Source organism: Acinetobacter sp. SwsAc5 (assembly GCF_013391485.1).
Lineage (GTDB): Bacteria > Pseudomonadota > Gammaproteobacteria > Pseudomonadales > Moraxellaceae > Acinetobacter > Acinetobacter towneri.
The window spans coordinates 104,196-128,482 of record NZ_JACAXD010000007.1 but is presented as its reverse complement, the minus strand read 5'-3'; the positions used below and the strand labels follow the sequence as shown (position 1 = coordinate 128,482).

Below are 24,287 nucleotides of genomic sequence, written 5' to 3'. Positions count from 1 at the left end.
GACTTCAGCTACAAATGCAGTGATTCATTAGACTTTCATAGTCATATTTCTATTCGTGTACACGTTTTGCCAATCATATTGTGAAGCGACAACTTTTTATACCCATCTTCTCAAATTTCTGTATCAAACTTTCGCGTGCCTCTGCTAAATCTACTTCGAATTTCTTCATCATCAGTAAGTTCTAAAAATTCCTGATATACAAAAAAAGGTAATATTTTCTTTTCAAATACGTTCCATCCATCACGATCATTTACTTCAAGTAATATCTGAGAAGGTAAATCTAAATGTCTCATTAATGGAACTGGCTCTACTTCAATTTCGGGCACTTTATCATTTTCGAAGATGAAGCTTCCTCTACGCTTTAGTAATTCGACAGCATAATCTTCGAATTCTTGCCTCACATTTCGAATACTACCATTAAGTTTGCTTTCACCTACTTGTAGCAAAGTATCGCTATCTATTATCAATACAATATCTTGGAACCATTGATCATTATATTTATCCCAAAAATAAAAGAAGTTTAGATACCCTTTAAAACCTACTTCAGGTCTAGCTGCTCTCTTATTTAATTCACTGAAAAATTTTTTAAATTGACCTAATGTAATTTTTTGGTTATCACTATCTAGCCAAATTCTAAATCTATAGAGAGTAATACTACTAGATCTATAACTTTTAAAATAAGTAATAGCTTCTTGTAATTTTTTCGAATACTTATTAACGGCTATTTTAAAATTTTCAGCACTTATTCCGCTCACAGTATCATTAAAAGATTTTTTTCTGCTTGACAGCGATAATTGAAATGTTACTCGCTTATCAAATTCTCCTTTACTTATTGCATTTTTAAGATCACACACAATATGATTAAGTTCGTTTAAAGGTTTAAAGTAAATATCCTGATTTAGCAAATTACGTTCCTGCCCAGTATGCCTGTCAGGTGAAAATTTATAATCTTTCATAAATTTTAAGAATAATTGAATATGTGAGGACAGATATCTCCCTCCATTCATTGCACGTATGGTTTTTAGATTATCAAATAAGTACAGTAGTTCATGACCTAGAGCCGTTATTCGCTTTTGGACCTTTTCCAATGGCTCTTCATCCAAATCTTTTATACTTTCATCATCAAACATATAAGCTGGTGTGGCGTTATAAGCTAATACCAGTACAAATCGTTCAAGGCGAGATAGCAATCCAACAGCATCATTTTGATCATTTAATATCCTACCCACTATTTCTAGGTACGTATTATTAGAGCTATCCGTTTTATAAAAATCTTCGCCAAGCTTAGTCTGTAGTTCAGTATAAATCAGCTCAATTACATTCAAATACTCTTGAGCAAATTTGACTTTTTGACTTAACTGTAGCGGTTTTCTGTTAGGATCAATTAAATCTCGTATTTTTTGAGATTGTCTAGAAGGAAGATTCCTTTCATCTTTAGTTAATCGTCTGTTCTCAGTACGATGACTCGTCTCCTTTAAGCTATCCAATACTTTATCAAAACGACTATCTGCTAAAATTTTTTCCACTAGTAACGATGCAAGATCGTCCATTTTTTCATCAAGAGCTATGACAAAATTTTCGTCTTCGCAACTATCCAATTCATTAACTGTATCATTTACGTCATTTTCAGTATCGTTATTAACTTGCTCTAATTCCATATGCTTTTAAGTAAATTACTACTTTCACCCCTGATAAGATCCTTTAAAATAGCACTTCAATTCCTAGATTACAAACCATTAATTCCTAATAATTTTTACTCCGATTCCTAGGTTTTTCACTATAAATTCCCAGCCCAAAATTAAATATCAGGCAAAAAAACCACGCTCAAAGGCGTGGCTATACAATCCATTCTTTCACTTGTTTCTCATACAACTTCAGCAACCTTACTTTCTCATCCCAGTATTGCGCTCGGTTATAGGCCGAGCGAATCCTATTCTGAGGTACATGAGCAAGCTGGCGTTCAATTGCATCTGGATTAAACAGATTTGATTCGTTTACAACTGTACTGAATAGAGATCTAAAACCATGTGTGGTCATTCGTCCCGCATAGCCTGAATGTTTGATCACAGCCAAAATAGACTCACTACGCATTGATTCTTTGTTATTTAAACGATGTGGAAATAACAGTTCCTAATTATGAGTAAGCCCCAAAGTCTTTAGCTCAGCAATCATTATGTCCGTCAACGGTACACGATGCGGAAGACGGTTCTTCATACGCTCTTCAGGGATATCCCACTTACGCCCTTCAAGATCAAATTCTTCCCAGCGTGCTTGTAGCAACTCACTGACCCGAACACCTGTCAGCATAATCAGAATATTCGCATGATGTGTCTGAGCATCACTTGGGTATGCTCTAATCTTTCTTAAAAATTCAGGCATTTCAGAGGCAGTAAGTGAAGCCAGGTTTTTGACTCTTTTATTCTTGAGAGCATAAACCAGATCACCTGCCGGATTATCATAACGATAGCCATGCGCAATTGCATATTTCATGACCATACCGCAACGAGATAAAGTACGTTTTGCAATTTCAAGCGAACCTCTTGCCTCAATCTTCTTAATGATTTACAAAATCTCCGGAGCCTGAATCTGATTAATACGCTTATTAGCAAGAGCAATATAAAGCTCATCCAATGAAGCTCGTACATTGCTGATATGTTTGGATGACCAGGTTTCTTTTTGATTATTGAACCAATCTTCTGCAACTTCTTTGAAATAGGGCTTTAAGTCTTCATGCAATACTGAACGTGAGTATCGATGCTTAAGCTCATATGCAAGCTCCCTTGCCTTTTTTAAGCTTAAATCTGGATATGGGCCAAGCGATTCAGACTTACGCTCACCATGGACAGTGACGCGCACATTCCAATATTTTTGACCTTTGGTGGTAATGATTAGAGATAAACCATGTGAATCTGAAAGACGATTCTGTTTGTCTTTCGGCTGTGCTTTTCTGCATTCAGTATCTGTAAGTGGCATGTCGATTACCCATAATTGATGTATTAATTTCTGGGTAAATTGCAAAATACTGGATAAAACGACCACCCATTCCTGTTCGTACCATACCAGTCACTCCTGTTCGTGCTATACCACTATAATTAAAATAAAAGGGAGAATGGTGTAAGCCAGCACTCCCTGAACTAAATAAGGTTACCCTTATTGAGCGTAGATTTTTTCCCGATAGGATCGACCTGAAATTTCTAACTCGTATGAACGATGTAAAATGCGGTCCATAACTGCATCTGCAATCGTTGGATCTTGGAATTGCTCAAACCACAATCTTTTGGGTACTTGACTGGTAATAAGTAACCCACCATTCTGTGATTGCTTATCAATGATTTCTAAAAAGGATGGAGCCAGAGACTGGTTAAAACCACCTAATCCAAAATCATCAATAATAAGTAATTTCGCAGAACATACCTTTTTCTTAAACTCTTTGATCTCACCCAATGTGATTGCACTGCTGATTTCATCGAATAGGCTTATTGCATTAAAATACATGGCACTATAGCTACGATGACAAGCTTCTGCGCCTAAAGCACATGCTAACCATGATTTCCCTACGCCTGTCGCCCCAGAGATAATTAGTCCTCTGCAATCACTAATCCACTCACAATTTGCATAACGAGAAATATCAGCCTTTTTTACCTTCCGCTCAGGAGCATAGTCAATATGCTCTAATCGTGCAGTGGGGTAACGAAACTTTGCAATGGAAAAAAGTCTTTCGATACGTCGGTTTGTTCGATCATTTAATTCTGCTTCAAGGCAAAAATCTAGAAATTCCTCAAAACTTCTACCTTGAGCAAGCATTTGATCTAAAGAAACCTCTGCTGTACGTAAAAAGCCTTTGAGTTTAAGCTGCTCTAATTTATCTTTCACCGATTGTTTAAGCATGAGCAACTCCAGAATTTTGTAAATAATAATTAGCACCACGAATATTCTGATGAAATGTTGGTATATCACCAGTTAACACATTTGATAAGGGTTGTTGTATTTGATAAGCATTGTTTGCAATGATGCGTTGTAGTCGATCCAAAGCATAAATTTGTCGTTGTGATGCAAAATCACAAGCATCTTCAAGACAATGGGATTTTTGATTATCAACAACCCATTTCCTCAGTTTGTTCAATGATTTAATATTTCTAGCTAGATCTCCTTTTTGATTTAAAATATGGCATACATACTGTGAAGTATTTGGACCAGCCCGATTTGCCCAAAAAATAATTTCATCTTTTGATAAACCTTTTTGAGTGAGGTGTGCAGGTGACATATGTTCATCAAGACATATATCTTGACGAATACCGTGATTAATTGGATGTTCAGCAATTTTTTCACGTTCATAAAAAACATGTATTGTTGATTGGGTAACTTTGAGATCCACATGCAAATGGATATGGGTATATGGAACAGAATATTGATTCCCTTCATACTCAATGCGATAGAATTCACTCACCCGTACATGTCTTTTCCATGAACAGAGTTCATAAGGATAAAGTGGTAGTGGTGATATATCCTTGCTATCCAGCGCCAAAAACTGCTCATAACGACTGATGGTAAAACGCCGAGTTGTTTTTCGGTTAATGACATCCATCTTTTTCTGAATGGCGTGGTTTAGTTCTTCAATAGAAAAGAATTTTTGATTTCTTAATGAAGCAAGTACTGCACGTTGTACAATCTGAACACTCACTTCAGCTAGACCTTTATCTTTTGGATGACGAGGACGAGTTGGAATAATTGCAAAGTCATAATGTGCAGCAAAGTCTTCAAAATCCTTTTGAAACACTAATCCCGTCTTATTGTTTTTAATGACTGCTGATTTGAGATTGTCTGTGATCACGGTTGCAGGAACACCACCGATATGATCAAAAGTTTTGATAAAACATTCGAGCCAATGTTCCACTCTTTGACTTGGCACAGCATAAGCAAATGTATAAGCAGAAGCCCCTAGAACCCCTACAAATACTTGAGCATAGCTCTTTGACCCATCTACAGGTGAAGTAATTTCCATTGTTCTACCACAGAAATCAACAAGTAAAGCCTCACCACTCTTAAAAGTTTGGCGCATTGACGCATGTTTTTTATTGCGAAAATGATTTAATACATGGCAAAAACGAGAATATGAAAGACCTTCTTTATATTGAGCAATATATTCTTGCCAAAGGAGTTCCAGAGTCATATCCCGCTTTTTGAGCTCTTGATTGATATATTCAAAATCAGGATAGATTTTTCGTGTTGGGTAAGTTGGAGTGCGTGAAATCTCAAAATAATCTAACAACTCCAGATTAGTAAATAAATTAAGCTCACTATTATCAATCGGGAAAAGTGTTAATTTATCAAAAATGGTTTTTACAGAACTGCGGTTAGCCCGAGCCTGTATCGCTGTTGACCTTTGGCTATGCCCAAGATTAAGTAGTCGAACAATTTGCCTAATTTTATCTGTTTCAATACGCATAGGAATGGACCTCTTTGGTTTAAAAGAGGCAGAAAGCACCGCGTGAACATTGATAAATCAATCGATGTTCAATACAATGAAGTTGTCTTGACGGCAAAATTAAGACAACTTTAGAGACTCATGTACCCGCATGAGTCTCTATTATTTCTGCCGTATTAGTTATCTTTCATCTGTTGTACATTGCTAGGAATTTGCAAAAATTGCTTTAAAATAAAGTTAATTTGAGCATTCATGGATCTTTGTTGAGCAATAGATTCTTCCTGCAATTGTTTTCTTAAATGAGCAGGAATACGAATTTTAAGTTGAGCGAGTTCATGAGTATTTGGGTTCATAGAAACCTCTTTGGACCACATTGGTTTAATCATATTAAACCAATGTGGTTTATATATCAATATGTAAGGTCCATGTTCTATGAGTCTATTAAGTGATTCTCAAGTAAAACTCAGAATACCAACTGAATTAAAACAAAGAATCGATGCTGAAGCGCAAGATGCTAAACGTTCAATGAATGCAGAAATCGTAGCACGCCTCGAAAATAGCTTTAATTTTAAAAAGTTAGATGCAGAGAATGGAAATATTATATTAAGTCCTTACCAACTTTTAGATCGTAAAAAAGAATTATCAGATAGACTAGTTCATGCTATTCAATGGGCAAATTTCAATAATTTTAGAGAATTAAAATATTCCCATATTGCAGAACAGCTTGAGTATGAAACAGCAGAAATATTTTTGGATTGGGTCCAAGGTAAACAAGAACCTACATTTATTGAACTCAGAAAAATTGCTGAATTCTTAGGAGTTGAGCAAGATTGGTTAGTCCATGGAGATGGTTATCCAACACCACATTCTTCATTTGACGCTTCAGGTTTACCAGAGCGAGATATTCCAGAGCTATTTCAAACTGAAGGAATCTCTGATCATGAAATTTTTATGAGTAAAGTTAAAAAGATTCACTTTGTAAGAAATATCTCCCCTGAGGGTGAGTTAGTGATTGTTCGAGAATATAAGAATGAGAAAGTTGATGTATTGGAAACTCGAGCTCATATTTCTACAGTAATTGGTGATGGTGGGCGAACAATGCTGCAAAATTTTGCGAGTTTATGGGCTCATCTTTATGATAGTCCTCACCGTAATTCAGTACATAGTTATTTAATGAAGAGAGAAAAATTTAACGAGCTTCGTAAACTATACACACATCCTTTGGCTCTCCTACGCCATACTCAACCATCTTATTGGTGGGAGGAGATTTGGAGAAAGCAACCAAGTGATCATACCGCACAATTATATGAAGGCCAATGGTCTGATTGGTTGTCTACTGCTCATGTCGCTAGTGAAGGAGTAAAAAGCAAAGATCAATAATTTTTCAAAAAATAGATTAAGCTAATTCGCCCTCTTAAAAATTGTTTTCTGATTGATTGTTAGAAAGGTTAAATATTGCAAAAAATAAATTGACATCTAATTGTGGCTGATAAATAATTTTTTAATGTAAATTAAACTATAAGAATTGGTGATGAAATTGAATACTCTGTTTGGTAAATTTATGATTTTCTTTGTGGTATTATTTGGTCTTTTGTTTTCTGTGAGTTTGTTCATTTTTCTAAAGAACTTCATTGTTCATGATTATAGTTTCTCTGAAAATTTAAAATCATTTAATAATGTTGTAATATTTGGTGTTGTATTATTATTAGGGATAAATTATGAAAAAATAGTTTCGTATTTAGAATTGAAATGGAATTAAATTATTGTTAATAATTAAGTTATAATCTTTTAGGGTGATTGTATGCGTGAGTTAAGTATAATTGAATTAGATATGGTTTCAGGTTCTGCAAATACTGCTGCTGGAGCAGCTTTGGATGGTGCAAGCAGCGGTACAACAGTTGGAGGTGCCTTAGGTGCATTTGCAGGAGGGGCTATTGTTGGCGGCGCTAGAGGAATTGCTGGTGGTGGCGCGATTGGTGCAGCGGCTGGTGCTCTTATTGGAGGCGCAATTGGCGTATATGACTATTATCAAGGAAAAGATGGTAATGACTACTGTGAAGATGGTGGTAATTACTAAAAATAAAATAATTAAATTTTCTAAATTAACTTAATTGGCTGATATAATCAGCCAATTTTATTTATAGCTAGGTTGTTATGCTACTAAATTTTTCTCTTGATAAAGACACTTTTAAAAACGATTATTTATACCAAAAACCTTTTTTATTTAAGAGTGCAATTGATTCCACCAAATTTTCTTGGAAAGAAGTTAATGAGCTTTATAGTCGTGGTGATATTTCACATCGTGACTTTAAATTAATGAATGGCTATGAAGTGCCTAAAAAAGAATATGTAGAGTCATATGATAATCTGGGTGTCATAGAATACCGCTGTATTACTTCAGTCTTCTATGAGTATCTTAGAAATGGTGCAACTTTAGTTTGTAATCGAATTAAAAATGAACCTTTCGTTGATCAGATTAGTAAGCAAATTGGTAACTTCGCAGAAGCTCGTACACTTACAGGTAGTTATGCGGCATTTAGTTCTAAATCTTCATATAAAAGTCACTGGGATACTAGAGATGTCTATGCAGTGCAGTTATTAGGTCGAAAGCGCTGGATATTAAGAAAGCCTAACTTTGAATTTCCATTGTACATGCAACAAACCAAGAATTTTCCAGATATAAAAGAACCAGAAGAAATCTACATGGATGTAATTTTAGAAGCTGGAGATATTTTATATATACCTCGTGGCTGGTGGCATGATCCATTACCTTTAGATGAAGAAACCTTTCATTTAGCTGTTGCAACATTTGCACCGACAGGATTTGAGTATATGCGCTGGTTGCAGAATGTTATGCCAGGTATTCTAGACTGCCGTAAGAACTTTACTAATCTTCAAAATGATGCAGAGACAATCGATAGTCTTAGTCAGCAAGTTGCTGAAATTATCAGAGACAAAGGCTGTTATCAAAGTTTTATGATGCATCATCTGGCAGAGCAATCAGTACCATCCATGTTATCACTAGATGTATTGGGTAATGGTAAAGGGCTTTGTTGCACAAAGATTTCATAACTATATGATTTTAAAAGTTTTGATTATTTTTTGATCCAAAATTAAATTTATTTAAATCAGATGCTTACATATTTATGCAACAAAGCCATGGTAAAGTAAGTCAATTGGATAGCAACCAAAAGCTATATTTGAATGCCAACTTATTATATTACTTTGATGAAGGTTTTGTGATTATAAATGGCAATAAAGTTAATGTCGATGTTATTAGTTTGAGTTTAATTCAATACTTATTCGAGAATCCCTATTCAAGTGTAAAAGATGTCTTGGATCAATTTAATGAACATTCTCCAGAAAAAATTAATAAGTTGCTATTTCAGTTATCAATTGAAAATGTGATTGAGCTGGTAATGTAAAATTATAAATGAGCTCTAATTTATTTCGCAAAGAAGCACTTGATGCTAAACAAGCTAAATGGACGGGAAATATCATTCTATCCCGTCCGTTTAGTTTTACCTTTTTAACAATTTGTGCTTTATGCATTGCTTTAGTGATTATCGCTTTTGCAGTATGGGGGAGCTATACCAAACGTAGTACGGTACAAGGGCAACTAATTCCGCAATCAGGGTTGATACAGGTTTATACAACACAGTCAGGTACGGTTCTTAAAAAGAATGTATACGAAGGACAAAGCGTTAAAAAAGGCGATATTGTTTTTACAATTTCAACAGCAAGTTATGGTGAACAAGGTAGTATTGCCGATGCTTTAGCGAAGCAAACGCAATTAAAAGAGCAATCCATACGAAATGAAATCACTCGAATGCGCTTTATTCATCAAGATGAGAAACGAACAATCAATAATCAGATTAGTTTGCTTAATGGGACTTTGGTTAAGGTTGAAAATTTAATTGCTAATCAGCGGGAACGTGTCAATCTTGCTAAAAAAAATCAACAGCGGTATGGCAATATACTTCATGAAAATGCAATTTCTCATGAAGAATTTGAAGCAAGAAAAATAGATTATCTGGATCAGTTGGCTCAATATGAATCATTACAACGTGAAAAAGTATCATTAGAAAAACAGCTAACGGAACAACAAATTAGCTTGTCAGGATTGGAAAATAGACAAAATAACCAAATTGAGCAGTTGGAGCGGTTGTCATCTAGTAATACGCAAGAATTAATCGAAATGCAATCTAGACAACATATTACTATACAGGCGAACTCATCAGGCGTTATAGGTACCATTAATGCCGAAGTTGGACAGTTTGTTGATTTATCTAAGCCTTTATTGACGGTTCTTCCTGAAAATACACCATTGATTGCACAGCTTTATGTACCTAGTCGTGCCATTGGTTTTGTTAAAGAGGGGGATCAGGTTTTACTACGTTATCAAGCATACCCCTATCAAAAATTTGGCCATGCAAAAGCACAGGTTTTATCTGTAGCAAAAACAGCATTGGCCAGTCAGGATTTACAAACAATCGGAATTATTTCACCACAAGAACAGCTTAATAATGAACCTGTCTATTTGGTAAGAGCAAAACTCGATAAACAGATGGTGAAAGCTTATGGCAAGGATATGCCTTTACAGGTGGGAATGACCCTTGAAGGCGATATCATGCATGAAAAGCGTAAATTGTATGAGTGGGTTTTAGAACCATTATTTAGTATTACAGGAAAACTATAGTCCATGCGTTATCTTGATCGTTTATCTTTAGGTCTTGGTCGAACAGTTCCTGTTATATTACAAACAGAATCGTCAGAATGTGGACTAGCGTGCCTTGCAATGATTGCAGGCTATTATGGTTATGAATCAGATCTTTTAACATTAAGACAGAAGCATCCTATATCCCAAAAAGGGGCAACGCTTACAACTTTGGTAAAGATTGCCAATAAGTTGCACCTCACGACCCGTCCTCTAAAACTTGAACTGGATGAATTAAATCAATTAAGGCTGCCATGCATTTTACATTGGGATTTAAACCACTTTGTAGTTCTTAAGAATGTATCGGCAACAAAAATAACAATTGTTGATCCCGCTTTTGGGGAAAAAGTCTTCACCTACGATCAGGCTTCATTACATTTTACAGGCATCGCTTTAGAGTTATGGCCTGATTCTAATTTTGAAGAAAAAAAAGATAAAACAAGTATTCGTATTTTTAAATTATTTGGTGAGATTAGAGGGTTATGGAAATCTTTAGGGCAAATTCTGATTCTTGCTTTAGTCTTAGAAGTTTTCTCTCTCGTCAGTCCATTCTTTATGCAATGGGTGATTGACCATGCGATTGTTTCCGCTGATCTAAACTTGCTAGCGACCTTGGCAATCGGTTTTGGCCTGTTGATGATATTGAGTAACTTAATTAGCTTGTTACAAGCATGGGTCGTCATGCATATGGCAACCACATTGAATGTACAATGGAAAGCCAATATTTTTCATCATCTCGTTAACTTACCGACCAATTTTTTTCAGAAACGTCATCTAGGCGATATTATTTCTAGATTTGGCTCAATTGATGCAATTCAAAGAACATTAACAACATCATTTATTACAGCCATTCTTGATGGCCTAATGACGATTTTTACACTAATTTTAATGTTCGTATATAGTGCAAAATTGGCATGGATCGCAGTGATCACAATGCTGTTGTATGCAGTCATTCGTTGGATCTGGTATTACCCCTTAAGACGAGCGACAGAAGACCAAATTGTCCATGCTGCAAAACAAAGCACTCATTTTATGGAAACAATGCGTGGCATAAAGACCATCAAACAATTTGAAAAACAGGACTATCGTCAAGCAACATGGCTAACGTTATTCGTAAACCAAATTAATGCAGGATTGACGACACAAAAACTTAACCTCATGTTTGGGTTTGTAAATACATTACTGTTTGGATTACAGAATATTATCATTGTATGGCTTGGCGCAACTCTAGTCATTGAGGGCGAGTTCACTGTTGGTATATTAATGGCGTTTCTTGCCTATAAAAATCAGTTTGGTAGTCGAGTCAGTTCTCTCATTGATAAATATGTTGAAGTGATGATGCTTAGTCTACATGGTGAGCGTCTAGCGGACATCGTCCTTACCGATCAAGAAAAAACAGATAGTTATTTATTTGTTCCCGAATCGTCAAAACTACAAAAAACAGAAATTGATGTTAAATCTTTAAGATTCAGATATTCAGAGGATGAGTCTTGGATTATTCATGGCATTAACTTTAATATTCCAGAAGGACAATCTGTAGCCATTGTAGGCCCTACAGGTTGTGGTAAAACCACACTTATGAATTTGCTCTTGGGTAATTTAACTCCTGAGCATGGTGAAATTAAAATTGGTGGGCAAAGCATAAAGAATATTAGTTCTAATCAACTCAGAAATTTTATTGCCTATGTGGCACAAGATGATGTGTTGTTTGCAGGCTCTATTCTAGAAAATATTAGTTTCTTTGATGATGGTGTTCAGCAAGACTGGGTGGAACAATGTGCAAAAATGGCATCAGTACACGATGAAATTATGGCGATGCCTATGGGGTATCAAACATTAGTTGGTGATATGGGCAATATTCTATCAGGAGGACAGAAGCAAAGAATATTACTGGCAAGAGCATTGTATAGAAAGCCTAAGATTCTATTTCTAGATGAGGCAACAAGTCATCTAGACATCATAAAAGAGAAAGAAATTAACGATATGATTAAGTCACTCAATATCACCCGAATCATTATTGCTCATCGTCCAGAGACGATTTCATCTGTAGATCGTATTATTGCCTTAAACAATGGTCGTATTGTTAGTGATCAAATGTTTGATTCTTTGAGATAGATATCAAAATCAATGTAGAAAATATTGAATAGCCAATATTAGTTAAATAAGTTCGATCCTATTCGTTTAACTCAAGTGGTATGGTACGAACAGGAATGACTGGTATGGTGGGAACAAGAATAGGCGGTATGTTTATACAGGAATATGCAGGTAAATTTTCCCGATATTTACCCACAAAGAGCTAATATGGGGTCAAATGAGATCAGGCAATATCTGACAAACAGGCATTAAAAAAGCCTCTAAACGTTGAGTTTAGAGGCTTTTTTATATTCCGATGGATTACTTCGGAAAGAATTTTGGGGTGACGTCAACTTAACTGAAACTATAACTTACTAATATTTATTAAATTAATTACTCTACATTTTTATGCGTTAATTGATCCAAATAATCAGACCATGCTTGCATCATCACTGAACGCTCCTCCAAATACTTAGTACGGTTGTACGCTCGACCATGCATATCGCGAACCTGATGTGCAAGTTGTTGTTCTATACGTTCAATAGGAAATTTTAGAACTTCATCTAATAAAGTTCTTGCCGTAGCTCTAAAGCCGTGCCCTGTTGTCTCACCATTTTCAAAACCATATTGTTTCAATCGTTTATTAATAGTTGATTCACTGATGGTTTTCGTTTTATCTCGCATAGACACAAAACAATATTCGGTATATCCAGTAATGCAATACAATTCTTGGAACAGCTTCAAGACTTGATCAGACAAAGGAACAATATGTTGTAGGGCTGTCTGATTTTTGGTCTTAGGCGGTGTATAACTCCATGTTCTATTTTTAAAATCGATATCTGCCCATTTTGCTGCACGTAATTCTCCAGGACGCACAAATACATGGGGTAAGATTTTGACTGCATAATCAATAGCAATATCCCCACGACCTGCATGTGTATTAATATTCTTTAATAGTTGTCCTAGCTTTTGCTTATCAGTAATAGCCGCTCGATGCTTAGTTTTACCCACCTTCAAAATACCGCTAATTTGGTCAGCAACGTTAAATTGACATAAACCCAAAGCAATCGCATACCGAAACACCTGAGATGCTTTACTTCTCATTCGCTTTGCTGAGTCAGTCTTACCTTGTCTTTCATAAAGACGGCATACTTCCAAAATTTGAGTGGCTGTTATCGAATCAATGGGGAACTCACCAATAGCAACATAAAGCTTATCCCAGATAAACTGATTCCGACGTTGTGTACTTGGTTCCAGCTCTTCTGTCTTACGGTATTCATCTGCTACTGATCTAAAACTATTATTTCGACATTGGGACTGTTTATCTTGCTTTTGAATTGCTGGGTCAATATTCTGCGCAAGCAGTTCTCTAAACTCACTTCGTTTTGCGCGAGCTCTGGCCAATGTACAACTTGGATAAATACCGATAGCTATAGTGGCTCTTTTCTTAGAGATTGGGCGAATATAATCAAAACGCCAATATGCCCCGCCTTTTTTATCTAATAACAGATAAAGGCCACCACCATCTGAAAGCTTAATATTTTTTTCAAATGATTTCTTTTGCATTGATATTGCAGATTTAATTTTTGAGTCTGTAAGACTAATAACGAGTTTAGGCATTTTTTTACGGTATATTTTTCAAGAAACAGAATGTACCGTAAAAAATACCGTAAAAACTTGCGGTATCCTAAAACGCCCTCGGACATTATCGGACAATAAGCAGATATAAGTTATTAATTTTTAATAATATTAGGATTAATTCGGATGTGATCAAACAAGGAAATGGTGCGCTCAGCGGGACTCGAACCCACGCCACAGGCTTCGGAGACCTGTACTCTATCCAGTTGAGCTATGAGCGCGCGCTGCACATCATAACAAAAAATTGCTGAAGGTAAAGCAACTATATATAAGTTACGTATTTTTATGCTTATGCTTTAAACAATGTTCCAAACTTGCAACATAGAATTCCATCTAACTTACTTGGTTTATTGGCGCAGATCGCTCACAATAGTGGCTCTATTCCTCAAGTGAGAATTTCATGACTGATGCATTGACGTTAAGGGACGTGTCAAAGACCTATCGAAATGGTTTCCAAGCACTGAAAGGAATTAATTTGACCGTTCCTGAAGGCGAGTTTTATGCCCTACTTGGACCCAATGGTGCAGGTAAATCTACAACCATTAGCATCATCAGTTCTCTCACCAAAAAAACGGCAGGCACGGTAGAAATTTTTGGGCACAATCTGGATACACAACCATCTCAAGCCAAGCAGTGCTTAGGAGTTGTGCCGCAAGAATTTAACTTCGGTCAGTTTGAAAAGACGTTTGATATTTTGGTCACACAAGCAGGCTATTACGGTATCCCTAAAAAAATTGCCGAACAACGTGCCGAAGAATATTTAGAAAAACTGGGTTTGTGGGATAAACGTGCCACTCAAGCGCGAATGCTGTCTGGCGGCATGAAGCGTCGTTTAATGATTGCACGTGCCATGATGCACGAACCGAAACTACTTATTTTAGATGAACCGACTGCAGGCGTAGATATTGAGCTGCGTCGTTCAATGTGGGATTTTTTAACAGAGATGAATGATAAAGGCACCTCAATCATTCTCACTACCCACTATTTAGAAGAAGCCGAAATGTTGTGTCGTCGTATCGCGATTATTGATCGTGGTGTGATTAAAGAAGACACTTCCATGAAAAACTTCTTAAACCAGTTAAGTGAAGAATCTTTTATTTTCGATTTAGCTGAACCGATTCAACCCATTCATTTAGATATTATTGGTGTACGTTTCAACTTAATTGATGCAGTGACCCTAGAAGTCACTATGGATAAAGCTCACACCTTAAATGATTTATTCCAACTTTTAGAAGCACAAGGCATTCGCGTGCGCAGTATGCGTAATAAGTCCAACCGTCTAGAAGAGTTATTTGTCAAAATGGTCGAAAAGAATTTAGATGGAGCTGCGCAATGAATTTTACCCAACTACGGATTGCACTCTATACCTTAGTGCATAAAGAAGTTCGTCGTTTTATGCGCATATGGCCTCAAACCTTGCTCCCGCCAGCCATCACCATGAGTTTGTACTTTGTGATTTTTGGTAATTTGGTCGGTTCGCGTATTGGTGAAATGGGCGGCTTTAGCTATATGCAATTTATTGTGCCCGGCTTAATTATGATGGCAGTCATTACCAACAGCTATGCCAACGTATCTTCAAGTTTTTTTAGTGCAAAATTCCAGAAAAGCATTGAAGAACTAATCATGAGCCCTGTACCTTTGCATGCCATTTTATGGGGCTATGTTTTGGGTGGTGTTAGTCGTGGCGTATTGGTCGGTATTATTGTCACCACCATGAGTCTATTCTTTACCGACCTTTATATTACCAATTGGTTTGTTACCATTTATACCGTATTAATTACGTCCTTTTTATTTTCATTAGGCGGTTTTATTAATGCTGTTTATGCCAAATCATTTGATGATATTTCTATTATTCCAACTTTTGTACTGACTCCACTGACTTATTTAGGTGGTGTATTCTATGCCATTAGTGCCTTAAGCCCTTTTTGGCAAAATCTCTCTTTAATTAACCCTGTGGTGTATATGGTTAATGCTTTCCGTTACGGCATTTTAGGACATAGTGATGTCAACGTGACGATTTCATTATCTGTGATTACACTATGCTGCGCAGTGCTTTATGGTATTGCCTATCATTTACTTTCTCGTGGTTCAGGAATGCGTGAATAATGAGTGTTGAACAATCTCTCCTTGGTAAAGACACCAATTATCCTACAGAATATCAACCCGATATTTTATTCCCTATTTCACGTGCTGCTGCACGTGAAAAATATGCAGATGTTGAGGGAATTCAACTGGGGCAAGACTGGTGGCACGTTTTTGAAATTTCGTGGTTGAATGCCGCAGGCATTCCGCAAGTTGCGATTGGTCGGATTACACTACCTGCTTCATCGCCTAACCTGATCGAATCAAAATCATTAAAGCTCTACTTTAATAGTATGAACTTTACCCGCTTTCAGTCTGAAGCCAATTTCATTGAAACTGTTGAGCATGATTTAACGGCTGCTGCGCAAGCACCTGTTACGCTAACTTTATTTCAGGTCGATGATTTAGCGATTAGCCAGCCTGAGGGCATTTGCATTGATCAGCTCACGCCTGAGCGTTTAGAGCAGCATCCTGACCCAAGTTTATTGCAATTCGATTTAGAACAAGCGGAAGATATAGAGGTACAACTTTTCTCACATTTATTACGCAGCAATTGTCCTGTCACAGGACAACCTGACTGGGGCACGGTTTTTATCCGTTATCAAGGCAAAAAACCTTGTTATCGCAGTATTTTGGCTTATATTATTTCTTATCGTCAGCATAATGGTTTCCATGAACAATGTGTGGAACAGATGTTTGCAGACATCTGGCAAAAATTCGCACCAGAAAAACTGATGGTATATGCAACCTATACACGTCGTGGTGGTTTAGACATTAACCCTTGCCGTGTATCGGACTTAACATGGATGCCTCGCCCTATTCGTTTAGCGCGACAATAACAACATTGAGGTTGAACAATGCCATTTTTTGGATTCATTCCATCTGCAGAATTATTAAATACGATTGAAACTGCACAACAGAAAAAAAATTCAAGTGAGCCGCTGTACCCACTGCGCGACAAAACCGCATTAATGATTAATGAAGAAATCATTGATGCCATTTTAACCGAGTTGGTACGTCGTTTTCCTGCCAGCGATAAACGCGACACTGCCGAAAAACTTGCGGGCTATGTCAAATCTACCGTTGCAGTACTCCTAAAACAATTATTAAGCAAAGCGCCAAATGATGTCGTGAAACAATCGATTGAATTTTCTGAGCGCAGTAGCTTTAAAGATGCAGCAGGCAATGCACGTGTAGGTGAAACGCTCGATGCAAGTCTAGTGACCAACCTGAAACACAACTATGCCGAAATTCAAGCAGGCAATGAAGTGAACAAAGCTGCTTTAACCGAACTATATAAACAGTTTGCAGAAGCGACGGTACGCCACTTTATGAGCGACTTTAACAAAACCCTCGATTTGGGCATGATTAAGCGTAAAGCAGCAGATATTGGCGCAGCAGCGGTAATTAAAGCTGTCCATATTGCGGTGGATAAAATCATCCCAAATTTAACCAAAGAGGAACTCTTGGTTTTAGCGGAATATCACGACACCTTATTCCATCATTAATATCAGTGGGTTTAACTCATAATGCGTTTTAAGCCCTTTTGTTGCATGTTAAGTGCAAAATGCCTGATTTTGATCAGGCATTTTTATATGCAATGCAATATCAGGATATGTCTGCAACTTTTGCACAATCAAGAATAACTTTTTGCACCTAGATTGAATTTTGTTACAAATCCTGCGCGCTTTTTACACATTCTTTGTCTATTTTTGTATAAGTTTTTGCAAACCAGTCACGCATGAATGCTATCTTAGCCACTTACTTCGCTTTCGCAGTTTGGCCCCAATAGCGGCTTATTCTTCATATATAAGTAGCAACTTATTTACTGCATATAAATAAGTTGTGTAAATCATCAATTTGGAATTTTCCTCAATATGTTCAAACTTGATTTTTATAACAAACTAAAACGTCTTTCTTTACTCATTGGTGCATTTTCTATCACCAGTTTTTGTCAGGCCAATGATTTCCAAAATCATCCGTCTTATGCCAGTTTTAAACAAAAAACCATGCAGACCTATGGCTTGAGTGCAGCACAAGTCGATTGGGCGATGGAAGGCTCTAAAAACTTACCCAATATCATCAACATCATGAACCGCCCAGGCGAAAGTAAGCCTTGGTACGACTATAAAACCAATTTCCTTGCAGAAAGCACTATTCAGCGCGGTGTGCGCTTTAAACAACAATATGCAGACACGCTCAATCGTGCTGAACAGCAATTTGGTGTACCGCAATCCATTATTTTAGGGATTCTGGGTGTAGAAACAGGTTTTGGAAGCAATAAAGGCTCTTTTGTAACCCGTGATGCCCTTGCCACCTTAGGCTTTGGTTATGAACGTCGCGCGGAATACTTTAAAGATGAACTCGCAGCACTGATCGCATGGTCATATAAAGATGGTGTGCCAACTTCTTCAATTGTTGGTTCTTATGCAGGTGCTGTTGGTTATCCGCAGTTTATGCCTAGCAATATTCCAAAATTTGGGGTCGATTATGACGGCAACGGACATATTGATCTACGCAACTCGGCAGTCGATGCCATTGGCTCCATTGCAAACTACTTGGCACAACATGGCTGGCAGCGCAATCAACCCATTGCATTTGCTGCACGATATACAGGCAACAATCCTGACAGTGTCATTGCCAAAGATTTGACCCTGCCAACACCTTATGGGGTTTTAAAATCGCAAGGCGTGATGCCAATGAATCCAATTGTGCAAATAGATGACCTCGACTTGGTCAATGTCATTCAATTACAAGAAAATTATGGTCATATCTACTATATAACCTACCCAAATTTTCAGGTGATTACGACTTATAACCGTAGCCGTATGTATGCGACTGCACTGTGGTTATTGGGCACTGAAATTGCGAGTCGCTAAGTACAAATTTAAATATAAAACCAAAAAGTCAAGAAATATTTTTGACAATTTGATCACAAAACAAACTTTTTACATATAATGTTACAATATTGATTATTTTTTAATCAAATAGAGTTGGTTTTTGGTACTTTTTGTCATTATTTTCGTATAAAGACTAGACACCTTTAGTGAGGGATGAATATGATCCATTTCGTCAAATGTAGTCGAAAAAGTGAAATTACAGACAGGATTACCACTATTTCAATCAGTTAAGAGCGAAATAAGTTAAAAATTCTGTCTTCAGGAGTTCAAACCATGCATAGTTCACTTAAATACTTACTTGCACTTTCTGCAGCTGTTGCCCTAAGTCAGTCGCAAGCTGAAATGGTGCAATCATCATTCAACAATGATAATGAGTCATCTAGCCTAGCAGCGCGTGTACTCAACAAAGAAGCACAAAGTTTTAATTCACATTTCTCAAATTTGAATAGCCTTTCAATCACCGAACGTTCAGGCGACCAAATCCGTCGTCAAACGATTGCAGCGAAAATTGAAATTCCTGCTGAAGAGCCTTCAGTGATTGAAAAGTTAAATACAGTGGCATCGAACACTGTACGTAAATTTAGCCAAACAGGTATGGCATCTTGGTACGGTCGTCAATTCCACGGTCGTAAAACTGCAAGCGGTGAAACGTTCGACATGAACGCAATGACTGCTGCACACCGTAGCCTGCCGCTAAACTGCTATATTCGCGTAACCAATAAAAACAATGGTAAAAGCGTTGTAGTTAAAGTAAATGACCGTGGTCCATTCCATGGCAACCGTGTACTCGATCTTTCTTATGGCGCTGCAAAACAATTGGGCATCACCAATGCAGGTACTGCCAAAGTAAGCATTGAGCGTATTGACGGTCCAAACTCTTAAGATTCGCTTACACGACTTCACATTTGACTTGAAAGCCACAGCAATGTGGCTTTTTTAATGCCTGTAAGATTTACAGTCATCCCATGCATGTCTGCACAAAGATGATCCACACAAATTTTGTTGCCACTTCATTTTGAAAATATGAATACTGTTTTGACCGCCTCACTGTTCTCAGTTATATTTTAGACAGTCAAACAATAACAACGGATGATCGGTCTACAGGAGTAGCACATGAAGACAGTAAGCGAGTGGCTAGATGAATACAGCGAGAGCCATCAAAATAAAACCAATAAATTAATTCACTGGGTGTGCGTACCTACGATCTTTTTTTCGATTGTCGGCATCTTGGCGCATTTCAGCGCTTTACTAACAACATTACTTCTGGTGCTCAGTTTTATTTTTTATGCACGTTTAGACTTGGTTCTTGCAGTTGCAATGGCAGCATTAATGCTGGTAATGGCATGGCTGATTTATGTTTTGCCTGTTGGAATGGGTTTTTATATCGCAATTTTTGTTTTGGCGTGGATTGGGCAGTTTTATGGTCACAAAGTTGAAGGGAAAAAGCCTTCATTCTTCAAAGACCTCCAATTCCTTCTCATTGGCCCAATTTGGTGCATGGATGCCTATTTAGGTAAAATCCTACCCTCTTGGAAAACACGTCGTAAAAACAGCATTATGAGCATTTAAACGCTATATCCTATTTTCGTTATCGGAAGAACCGTTATTGATAGGTTCTTCCTTGATGTTTTAACCATCCGCCCACGTGTTTGTTTGCTGGATCATGATGCGTCCAGTGAATCACCCCACCCTTATCTGAGTATTCATATTCACCAAAAAACTCAACAGTATCACCTTTTGCAATATTGGTAATTCGTGGTGCAAGATCAATATTATGTGCAACCAATACAGTTTGCCCATTATTCAGTTTTAAAATAAATTTTTGATGACGTGAGCCTTCGTTGTCATCCGCTAACACTGCAATGACCTGCCCACTCGCACGGACTTGTAAATCGCTCTGTTTGCGCTCAAACGCACGTTCAATCAGCTGAACACCCTGAGCATCATCTTGCAGCGTATCTCGCTGTACGTCTAACTGCTCTTTTTCATCTTGTGATGTGCGAGCAGTGCTTGTAGTTGGCGCGCTTGATGTTTCAGACTGAAACTGTTGTAAATCTATGCCAAAAAATGCAGCAATTAACACCACAATAATTGCGCCAATGCTTAAATTCTTTTTATTTGCCATATAACCTCCTTGTTCTGATTCCACCCTATACGATTAAGTCAATTATTCGTAACATACTGATTTAAAATTAATATCTTTAATCTTCATCTCAATATTTATGCCACGATTGCATATTGCCAAAATCTATATTCACAAAAAAGCCCCAAAATAAATTGGGGCTTTCCTTACAAAATATTTTACCTTAAGTAAAAATTATTTTGCAGCAGCTTGAGCAGCAGCAACTTCTTCAGCGAAGCTCATTTCTGCTTTTTTCTCAATACCTTCGCCTACTTCGAAACGAACGAATTGAGCAACAGTTGTACCAGTTGCTTTTAATACTTCAGCAACTTTCTTCTCGTTGTCAATTACGTACATTTGACGATCAAGCGCAACTTCGTTCAAGTATTTTTCAACTGAACCAGTTACCATCTTCTCTACGATGTTTGCAGGCTTACCAGATTCAACTGCTTTCGCTTCTGCAATTTCTTTCTCTTTAGCGATAAGATCAGCAGGAACTTGTTCAGCAGTAACAGCAACTGGGTTGAATGCAGCAACGTGCATTGCAATACCTTTACCAGTCGCAGCATCACCTGTGTAAGAAACAACAACACCGATTTTTAAACCGTGCTTGTACACAGCAAGGTTTTCACCTTCAACGATTTGTGCACGACGAACTTGGATGTTTTCACCAATTTTTTGAACAAGTGCAACACGTGTTTCTTCAACAGTTGCGCCATCTTCAAGTTTAAGTTCAGCAATTTTAGCAGCATCAGTTTCGTTTGCAGCAAGAGCAGCAGCAGCAACTTTCGCAGAGAAACCAGCAAAGTTTTCGTCTTTTGCAACGAAGTCAGTTTGACAGTTTACTTCTAAAAGAATCGCTTTGTTGCCTTCTTGAACGATTGTGATTGCACCGTCAGCAGCAATGTTACCTGCTTTTTTAGCAGCTTTTGCTTGACCAGATTTACGAAGGTTGTCAATCGCTAATTCGATGTCACCGCCCGCTTCTGTTAATGCTTTTTTACATTCCATCATTGCTAGACCAGTACGATCACGCAATTCTTTAACCATGCTTGCTGTAACTGCAGTCATGTTTATCTCCTAAAATCGGTAGAAAATGAATTCTTTTTTTAACAGAAACGGCCCAGAGGGTGTCTCTTGGGCCGTCTGCATACATGACGCTTACTTTGCCACCATCACATGTCGCAAAAATGACAAGCTTACGTCAAAACGCATTAAGCCTCAGAAGCAGGAGCTTCTTCGCCTTTTGCTTGAGCATTGGCTTGAGTTTGAGCGTATTCTTTACCAGCAATGATCGCATCAGCCATTGAAGAAGCGTAAAGTGTTACTGCACGGATCGCATCGTCGTTACCCGGAATAACGTAGTCTACGTTGTCTGGGTTAGAGTTTGTATCAACGATACCGATTACAGGAATACCTAAGTTTTTCGCTTCTTTAATTGCAATTGCTTCGTGATCAACGTCAATTACGAATAATGCGTCAGGTAAACCACCCATGTTTTTCACACCGCCTAAAGCGCGCTCAAGTTTTTCCATTTCACGGCTACGCTCTAAAGCTTCACGTTTAGTAAGCTTAGCAAAAGTACCGTCAGTAGACTGAACTTGAAGATCTTTTAAACGGCTGATAGATTGGCGAAGTGTTTTCCAGTTCGTCAACATACCACCTAACCAACGGTGATCTACATACGGTTGACCAGCGCGTTGAGCTTGTTCACGGATGATTGCAGAAGCAGCACGTTTTGTACCAACGAACAAAACTTTGTTCTTTTTGCTAGCCAATTGGTTTGCAAAGTTCAAAGCATCATTTAACGCAGGAACAGTGTGTTCAAGGTTGATGATGTGAATTTTGTTACGCGCACCAAAGATGTATTGACGCATCTTTGGGTTCCAGAAACGTGTTTGGTGACCAAAGTGTGCGCCAGCTTGAAGAAGGTCGCGCATGCTTACGTTGTAATCTGCCATTTTCTTTACCTTAAATGTTTGGGTTAGGCCTCCATATATCCGCATTCTCCACCCCAAAGGGCACCCAGAGTAATGTGACGATATATGTGCGGATTTTTAATTTCCCTTTTACCAAGCTCTTTGAAACATATTCATAAAAAGCATTTGATAAAATGGGCGGCTATTTATACCATAGTCACACACAAATTTCCAAAAGTTTTTAAAGATCATGAACACAACTTATCAAGCACCTCGTCGACTCATCAAAACCGCAGAAGATATTGAAAAAATGCGCGTGGCAGGACGACTGGCGGCAGAAGTTTTGGAGATGATCAAAGCACACGTTAAACCAGGCGTTACTACGCTCGAACTAGATACGATTTGCCATGACTATATTGTCAATCAGCAACAAGCTATTCCTGCCTGCTTAGGTTATGGTGCTGCTCCGGGTCGTCCAGCATTCCAACACACCATTTGCACATCGGTTAACCATGTGGTTTGTCACGGTATTCCGTCAGAAAGTAAAGTGCTGAAGAAAGGCGATATTTTAAATATTGATGTCACAGTCATTAAAGATGGTTTCCACGGCGATACCAATATGATGTATATCGTGGGTGGTGAAACTTCCATTTTAGCCAATCGTTTATGCAAAGTTGCCCAAGAAGCGATGTATCGCGGTATGGCAACCGTTAAACCCGGTTCAACCATTGGTGATATTGGTCATGCGATTCAAAAATATGTTGAATCTGAACGCTTTAGTGTCGTGCGTGAATATTGCGGTCATGGTATTGGGACGACCTTCCACGATGAGCCACAAGTATTGCACTATGGTCAAGCCAACACAGGCATGATTTTAGAAGAAGGTATGACTTTTACCATTGAACCAATGGTCAATGCAGGCGTATGGCAAACCAAATTACTTGGCGATAAATGGACAGTGGTGACCAAAGACCACAAATTATCGGCACAGTTTGAACACACCATTTTGGTCACCAAAGATGGCTTGGAAGTGCTGACTGCCCGCCCTGATGAAGATTTATCACGCTTTACTGCATAACGTGTTTGCAGCCAAAATCTGTCATTGGCTAAAAATTTAACCCGTATGTCAAAAAGATCAGTTCCGACTGGTCTTTTTTATTAATTTCAACGCATACAATTTCTATAAAATCTTTTTATTTCAAACCAATAGAACTTTAAAGCCATCCAATAAAACAAGCATTTTCACGTATTCAACAGTTTTGGATTTAACAAAACACCTGCACACTTTTCCAGTTATTCACAAAAGTTTAAAAAAATATCTTGTAAAAACAACAGTTTTATTTTTCCAGTCCATTTCATAATGCCTTGCATAACAATGCCGTAAATAACAACAAGCAAAATTGGACATGGA

At 37.6% G+C, this 24,287-nt stretch carries 20 protein-coding genes, 1 tRNA gene and 2 pseudogenes; 13 read left to right on the top strand and 10 right to left on the bottom strand.

Translation table 11 applies throughout. The annotated features are described in order from the left end of the window. Nucleotides 1–110: 110 nt before the first annotated feature. The 5 genes and pseudogenes from HYG89_RS05980 to HYG89_RS05960 form a co-directional block, all read right to left on the bottom strand. Complete coding sequence (locus HYG89_RS05980; protein WP_178866604.1) at nt 111–1,658, bottom strand: hypothetical protein; 1,548 nt, start codon at nt 1,656–1,658, stop codon at nt 111–113. Between the two features lie 178 nt (nt 1,659–1,836). Further along, nucleotides 1,837–2,973: pseudogene (locus tag HYG89_RS05975) on the bottom strand (tyrosine-type recombinase/integrase). A 177-nt stretch (nt 2,974–3,150) separates the two neighbouring features. Continuing rightward, the gene (istB, locus tag HYG89_RS05970) at nt 3,151–3,888 is read right to left on the bottom strand and encodes an IS21-like element helper ATPase IstB (protein ID WP_178866602.1); all 738 of its coding nucleotides are present in this window, start codon (nt 3,886–3,888) and stop codon (nt 3,151–3,153) included. Continuing rightward, nucleotides 3,881–5,446 (bottom strand): IS21 family transposase, encoded by a 1,566-nt coding sequence (gene istA / locus HYG89_RS05965; protein ID WP_178866600.1) that lies wholly within the window; start codon nt 5,444–5,446, stop codon nt 3,881–3,883. The genes istB and istA overlap by 8 nt, the downstream gene beginning before the upstream one ends. A 155-nt stretch (nt 5,447–5,601) precedes the next feature. Continuing rightward, nucleotides 5,602–5,778 carry an Arc family DNA-binding protein gene (locus HYG89_RS05960; protein WP_005141051.1) on the bottom strand — a complete coding sequence of 59 codons (177 nt, stop codon included), beginning with the start codon at nt 5,776–5,778 and terminating at the stop codon, nt 5,602–5,604. Nucleotides 5,779–5,857: 79 nt separating this feature from the next. On the opposite strand from HYG89_RS05960, the gene HYG89_RS05955 reads away from it, so the two are divergent. From HYG89_RS05955 to HYG89_RS05930, 5 genes and pseudogenes are all read left to right on the top strand, one after another. Further along, the gene (locus tag HYG89_RS05955; protein ID WP_178866597.1) at nt 5,858–6,805 is read left to right on the top strand and encodes an Arc family DNA-binding protein; all 948 of its coding nucleotides are present in this window, start codon (nt 5,858–5,860) and stop codon (nt 6,803–6,805) included. A gap of 421 nt (nt 6,806–7,226) precedes the next feature. Beyond that, nucleotides 7,227–7,502: a hypothetical protein gene (locus HYG89_RS05950; protein WP_001208742.1), complete on the top strand. Its 276-nt coding sequence runs from the start codon at nt 7,227–7,229 to the stop codon at nt 7,500–7,502. Between the two features lie 77 nt (nt 7,503–7,579). Further along, nucleotides 7,580–8,850: pseudogene (locus HYG89_RS05945) on the top strand (JmjC domain-containing protein). A gap of 8 nt (nt 8,851–8,858) precedes the next feature. Further along, nucleotides 8,859–10,124 (top strand): HlyD family secretion protein, encoded by a 1,266-nt coding sequence (locus tag HYG89_RS05935; RefSeq protein ID WP_178866595.1) that lies wholly within the window; start codon nt 8,859–8,861, stop codon nt 10,122–10,124. A gap of 3 nt (nt 10,125–10,127) precedes the next feature. Beyond that, nucleotides 10,128–12,257, top strand: coding sequence for a peptidase domain-containing ABC transporter (locus HYG89_RS05930; protein ID WP_178866593.1), 2,130 nt, complete (start codon nt 10,128–10,130; stop codon nt 12,255–12,257). A 351-nt stretch (nt 12,258–12,608) separates the two neighbouring features. On the opposite strand, the gene HYG89_RS05925 is transcribed toward HYG89_RS05930, so the two are convergent. Both HYG89_RS05925 and HYG89_RS05920 read right to left on the bottom strand, forming a co-directional pair. Next, complete coding sequence (locus HYG89_RS05925; protein ID WP_178866591.1) at nt 12,609–13,835, bottom strand: integrase arm-type DNA-binding domain-containing protein; 1,227 nt, start codon at nt 13,833–13,835, stop codon at nt 12,609–12,611. A gap of 163 nt (nt 13,836–13,998) precedes the next feature. Beyond that, nucleotides 13,999–14,074 (bottom strand) — tRNA-Arg (locus HYG89_RS05920). A gap of 179 nt (nt 14,075–14,253) precedes the next feature. On the opposite strand from HYG89_RS05920, the gene HYG89_RS05915 reads away from it, so the two are divergent. From HYG89_RS05915 to HYG89_RS05885, 7 genes are all read left to right on the top strand, one after another. After that, nucleotides 14,254–15,189, top strand: a complete 936-nt coding sequence (locus HYG89_RS05915; protein ID WP_154320519.1) for an ABC transporter ATP-binding protein — start codon at nt 14,254–14,256, stop codon at nt 15,187–15,189. Continuing rightward, nucleotides 15,186–15,959: an ABC transporter permease gene (locus tag HYG89_RS05910; RefSeq protein ID WP_096902393.1), complete on the top strand. Its 774-nt coding sequence runs from the start codon at nt 15,186–15,188 to the stop codon at nt 15,957–15,959. Before HYG89_RS05915 ends, HYG89_RS05910 begins: the two co-directional genes overlap by 4 nt. Further along, complete coding sequence (queF, locus tag HYG89_RS05905; RefSeq protein WP_154320518.1) at nt 15,959–16,774, top strand: NADPH-dependent 7-cyano-7-deazaguanine reductase QueF; 816 nt, start codon at nt 15,959–15,961, stop codon at nt 16,772–16,774. The genes HYG89_RS05910 and queF overlap by 1 nt, the downstream gene beginning before the upstream one ends. An 18-nt stretch (nt 16,775–16,792) precedes the next feature. After that, nucleotides 16,793–17,443, top strand: a complete 651-nt coding sequence (locus HYG89_RS05900; RefSeq protein WP_070152374.1) for a hypothetical protein — start codon at nt 16,793–16,795, stop codon at nt 17,441–17,443. Between the two features lie 369 nt (nt 17,444–17,812). Further along, nucleotides 17,813–18,814 carry a lytic murein transglycosylase B gene (mltB, locus tag HYG89_RS05895; RefSeq protein WP_096902392.1) on the top strand — a complete coding sequence of 334 codons (1,002 nt, stop codon included), beginning with the start codon at nt 17,813–17,815 and terminating at the stop codon, nt 18,812–18,814. 294 nt (nt 18,815–19,108) lie between these two features. Continuing rightward, on the top strand, nt 19,109–19,717 hold the full coding sequence (locus HYG89_RS05890) for a septal ring lytic transglycosylase RlpA family protein (RefSeq protein WP_004972798.1): 609 nt from the start codon (nt 19,109–19,111) through the stop codon (nt 19,715–19,717). A 231-nt stretch (nt 19,718–19,948) separates the two neighbouring features. Beyond that, nucleotides 19,949–20,404 carry a DUF962 domain-containing protein gene (locus tag HYG89_RS05885; RefSeq protein WP_004972797.1) on the top strand — a complete coding sequence of 152 codons (456 nt, stop codon included), beginning with the start codon at nt 19,949–19,951 and terminating at the stop codon, nt 20,402–20,404. Between the two features lie 34 nt (nt 20,405–20,438). Here HYG89_RS05885 and HYG89_RS05880 read toward each other — a convergent pair whose 3' ends face one another. The 3 genes from HYG89_RS05880 to rpsB all read right to left on the bottom strand — a co-directional run bounded on the left by HYG89_RS05880 (nt 20,439) and on the right by rpsB (nt 22,918). Then, nucleotides 20,439–20,960, bottom strand: a complete 522-nt coding sequence (locus HYG89_RS05880) for a DUF3465 domain-containing protein (protein ID WP_104852266.1) — start codon at nt 20,958–20,960, stop codon at nt 20,439–20,441. Between the two features lie 192 nt (nt 20,961–21,152). Further along, nucleotides 21,153–22,028, bottom strand: coding sequence for a translation elongation factor Ts (tsf, locus tag HYG89_RS05875; protein WP_004972793.1), 876 nt, complete (start codon nt 22,026–22,028; stop codon nt 21,153–21,155). 143 nt (nt 22,029–22,171) lie between these two features. Beyond that, nucleotides 22,172–22,918: a 30S ribosomal protein S2 gene (rpsB, locus tag HYG89_RS05870; RefSeq protein ID WP_004972791.1), complete on the bottom strand. Its 747-nt coding sequence runs from the start codon at nt 22,916–22,918 to the stop codon at nt 22,172–22,174. A 208-nt stretch (nt 22,919–23,126) separates the two neighbouring features. Between rpsB and map the strand changes: the two genes are divergently transcribed. Further along, a complete protein-coding gene (map, locus tag HYG89_RS05865) occupies nt 23,127–23,954 on the top strand; it encodes a type I methionyl aminopeptidase (RefSeq protein ID WP_004972787.1) in 828 nt (275 codons plus the stop codon). Nucleotides 23,955–24,287: the final 333 nt, after the last annotated feature.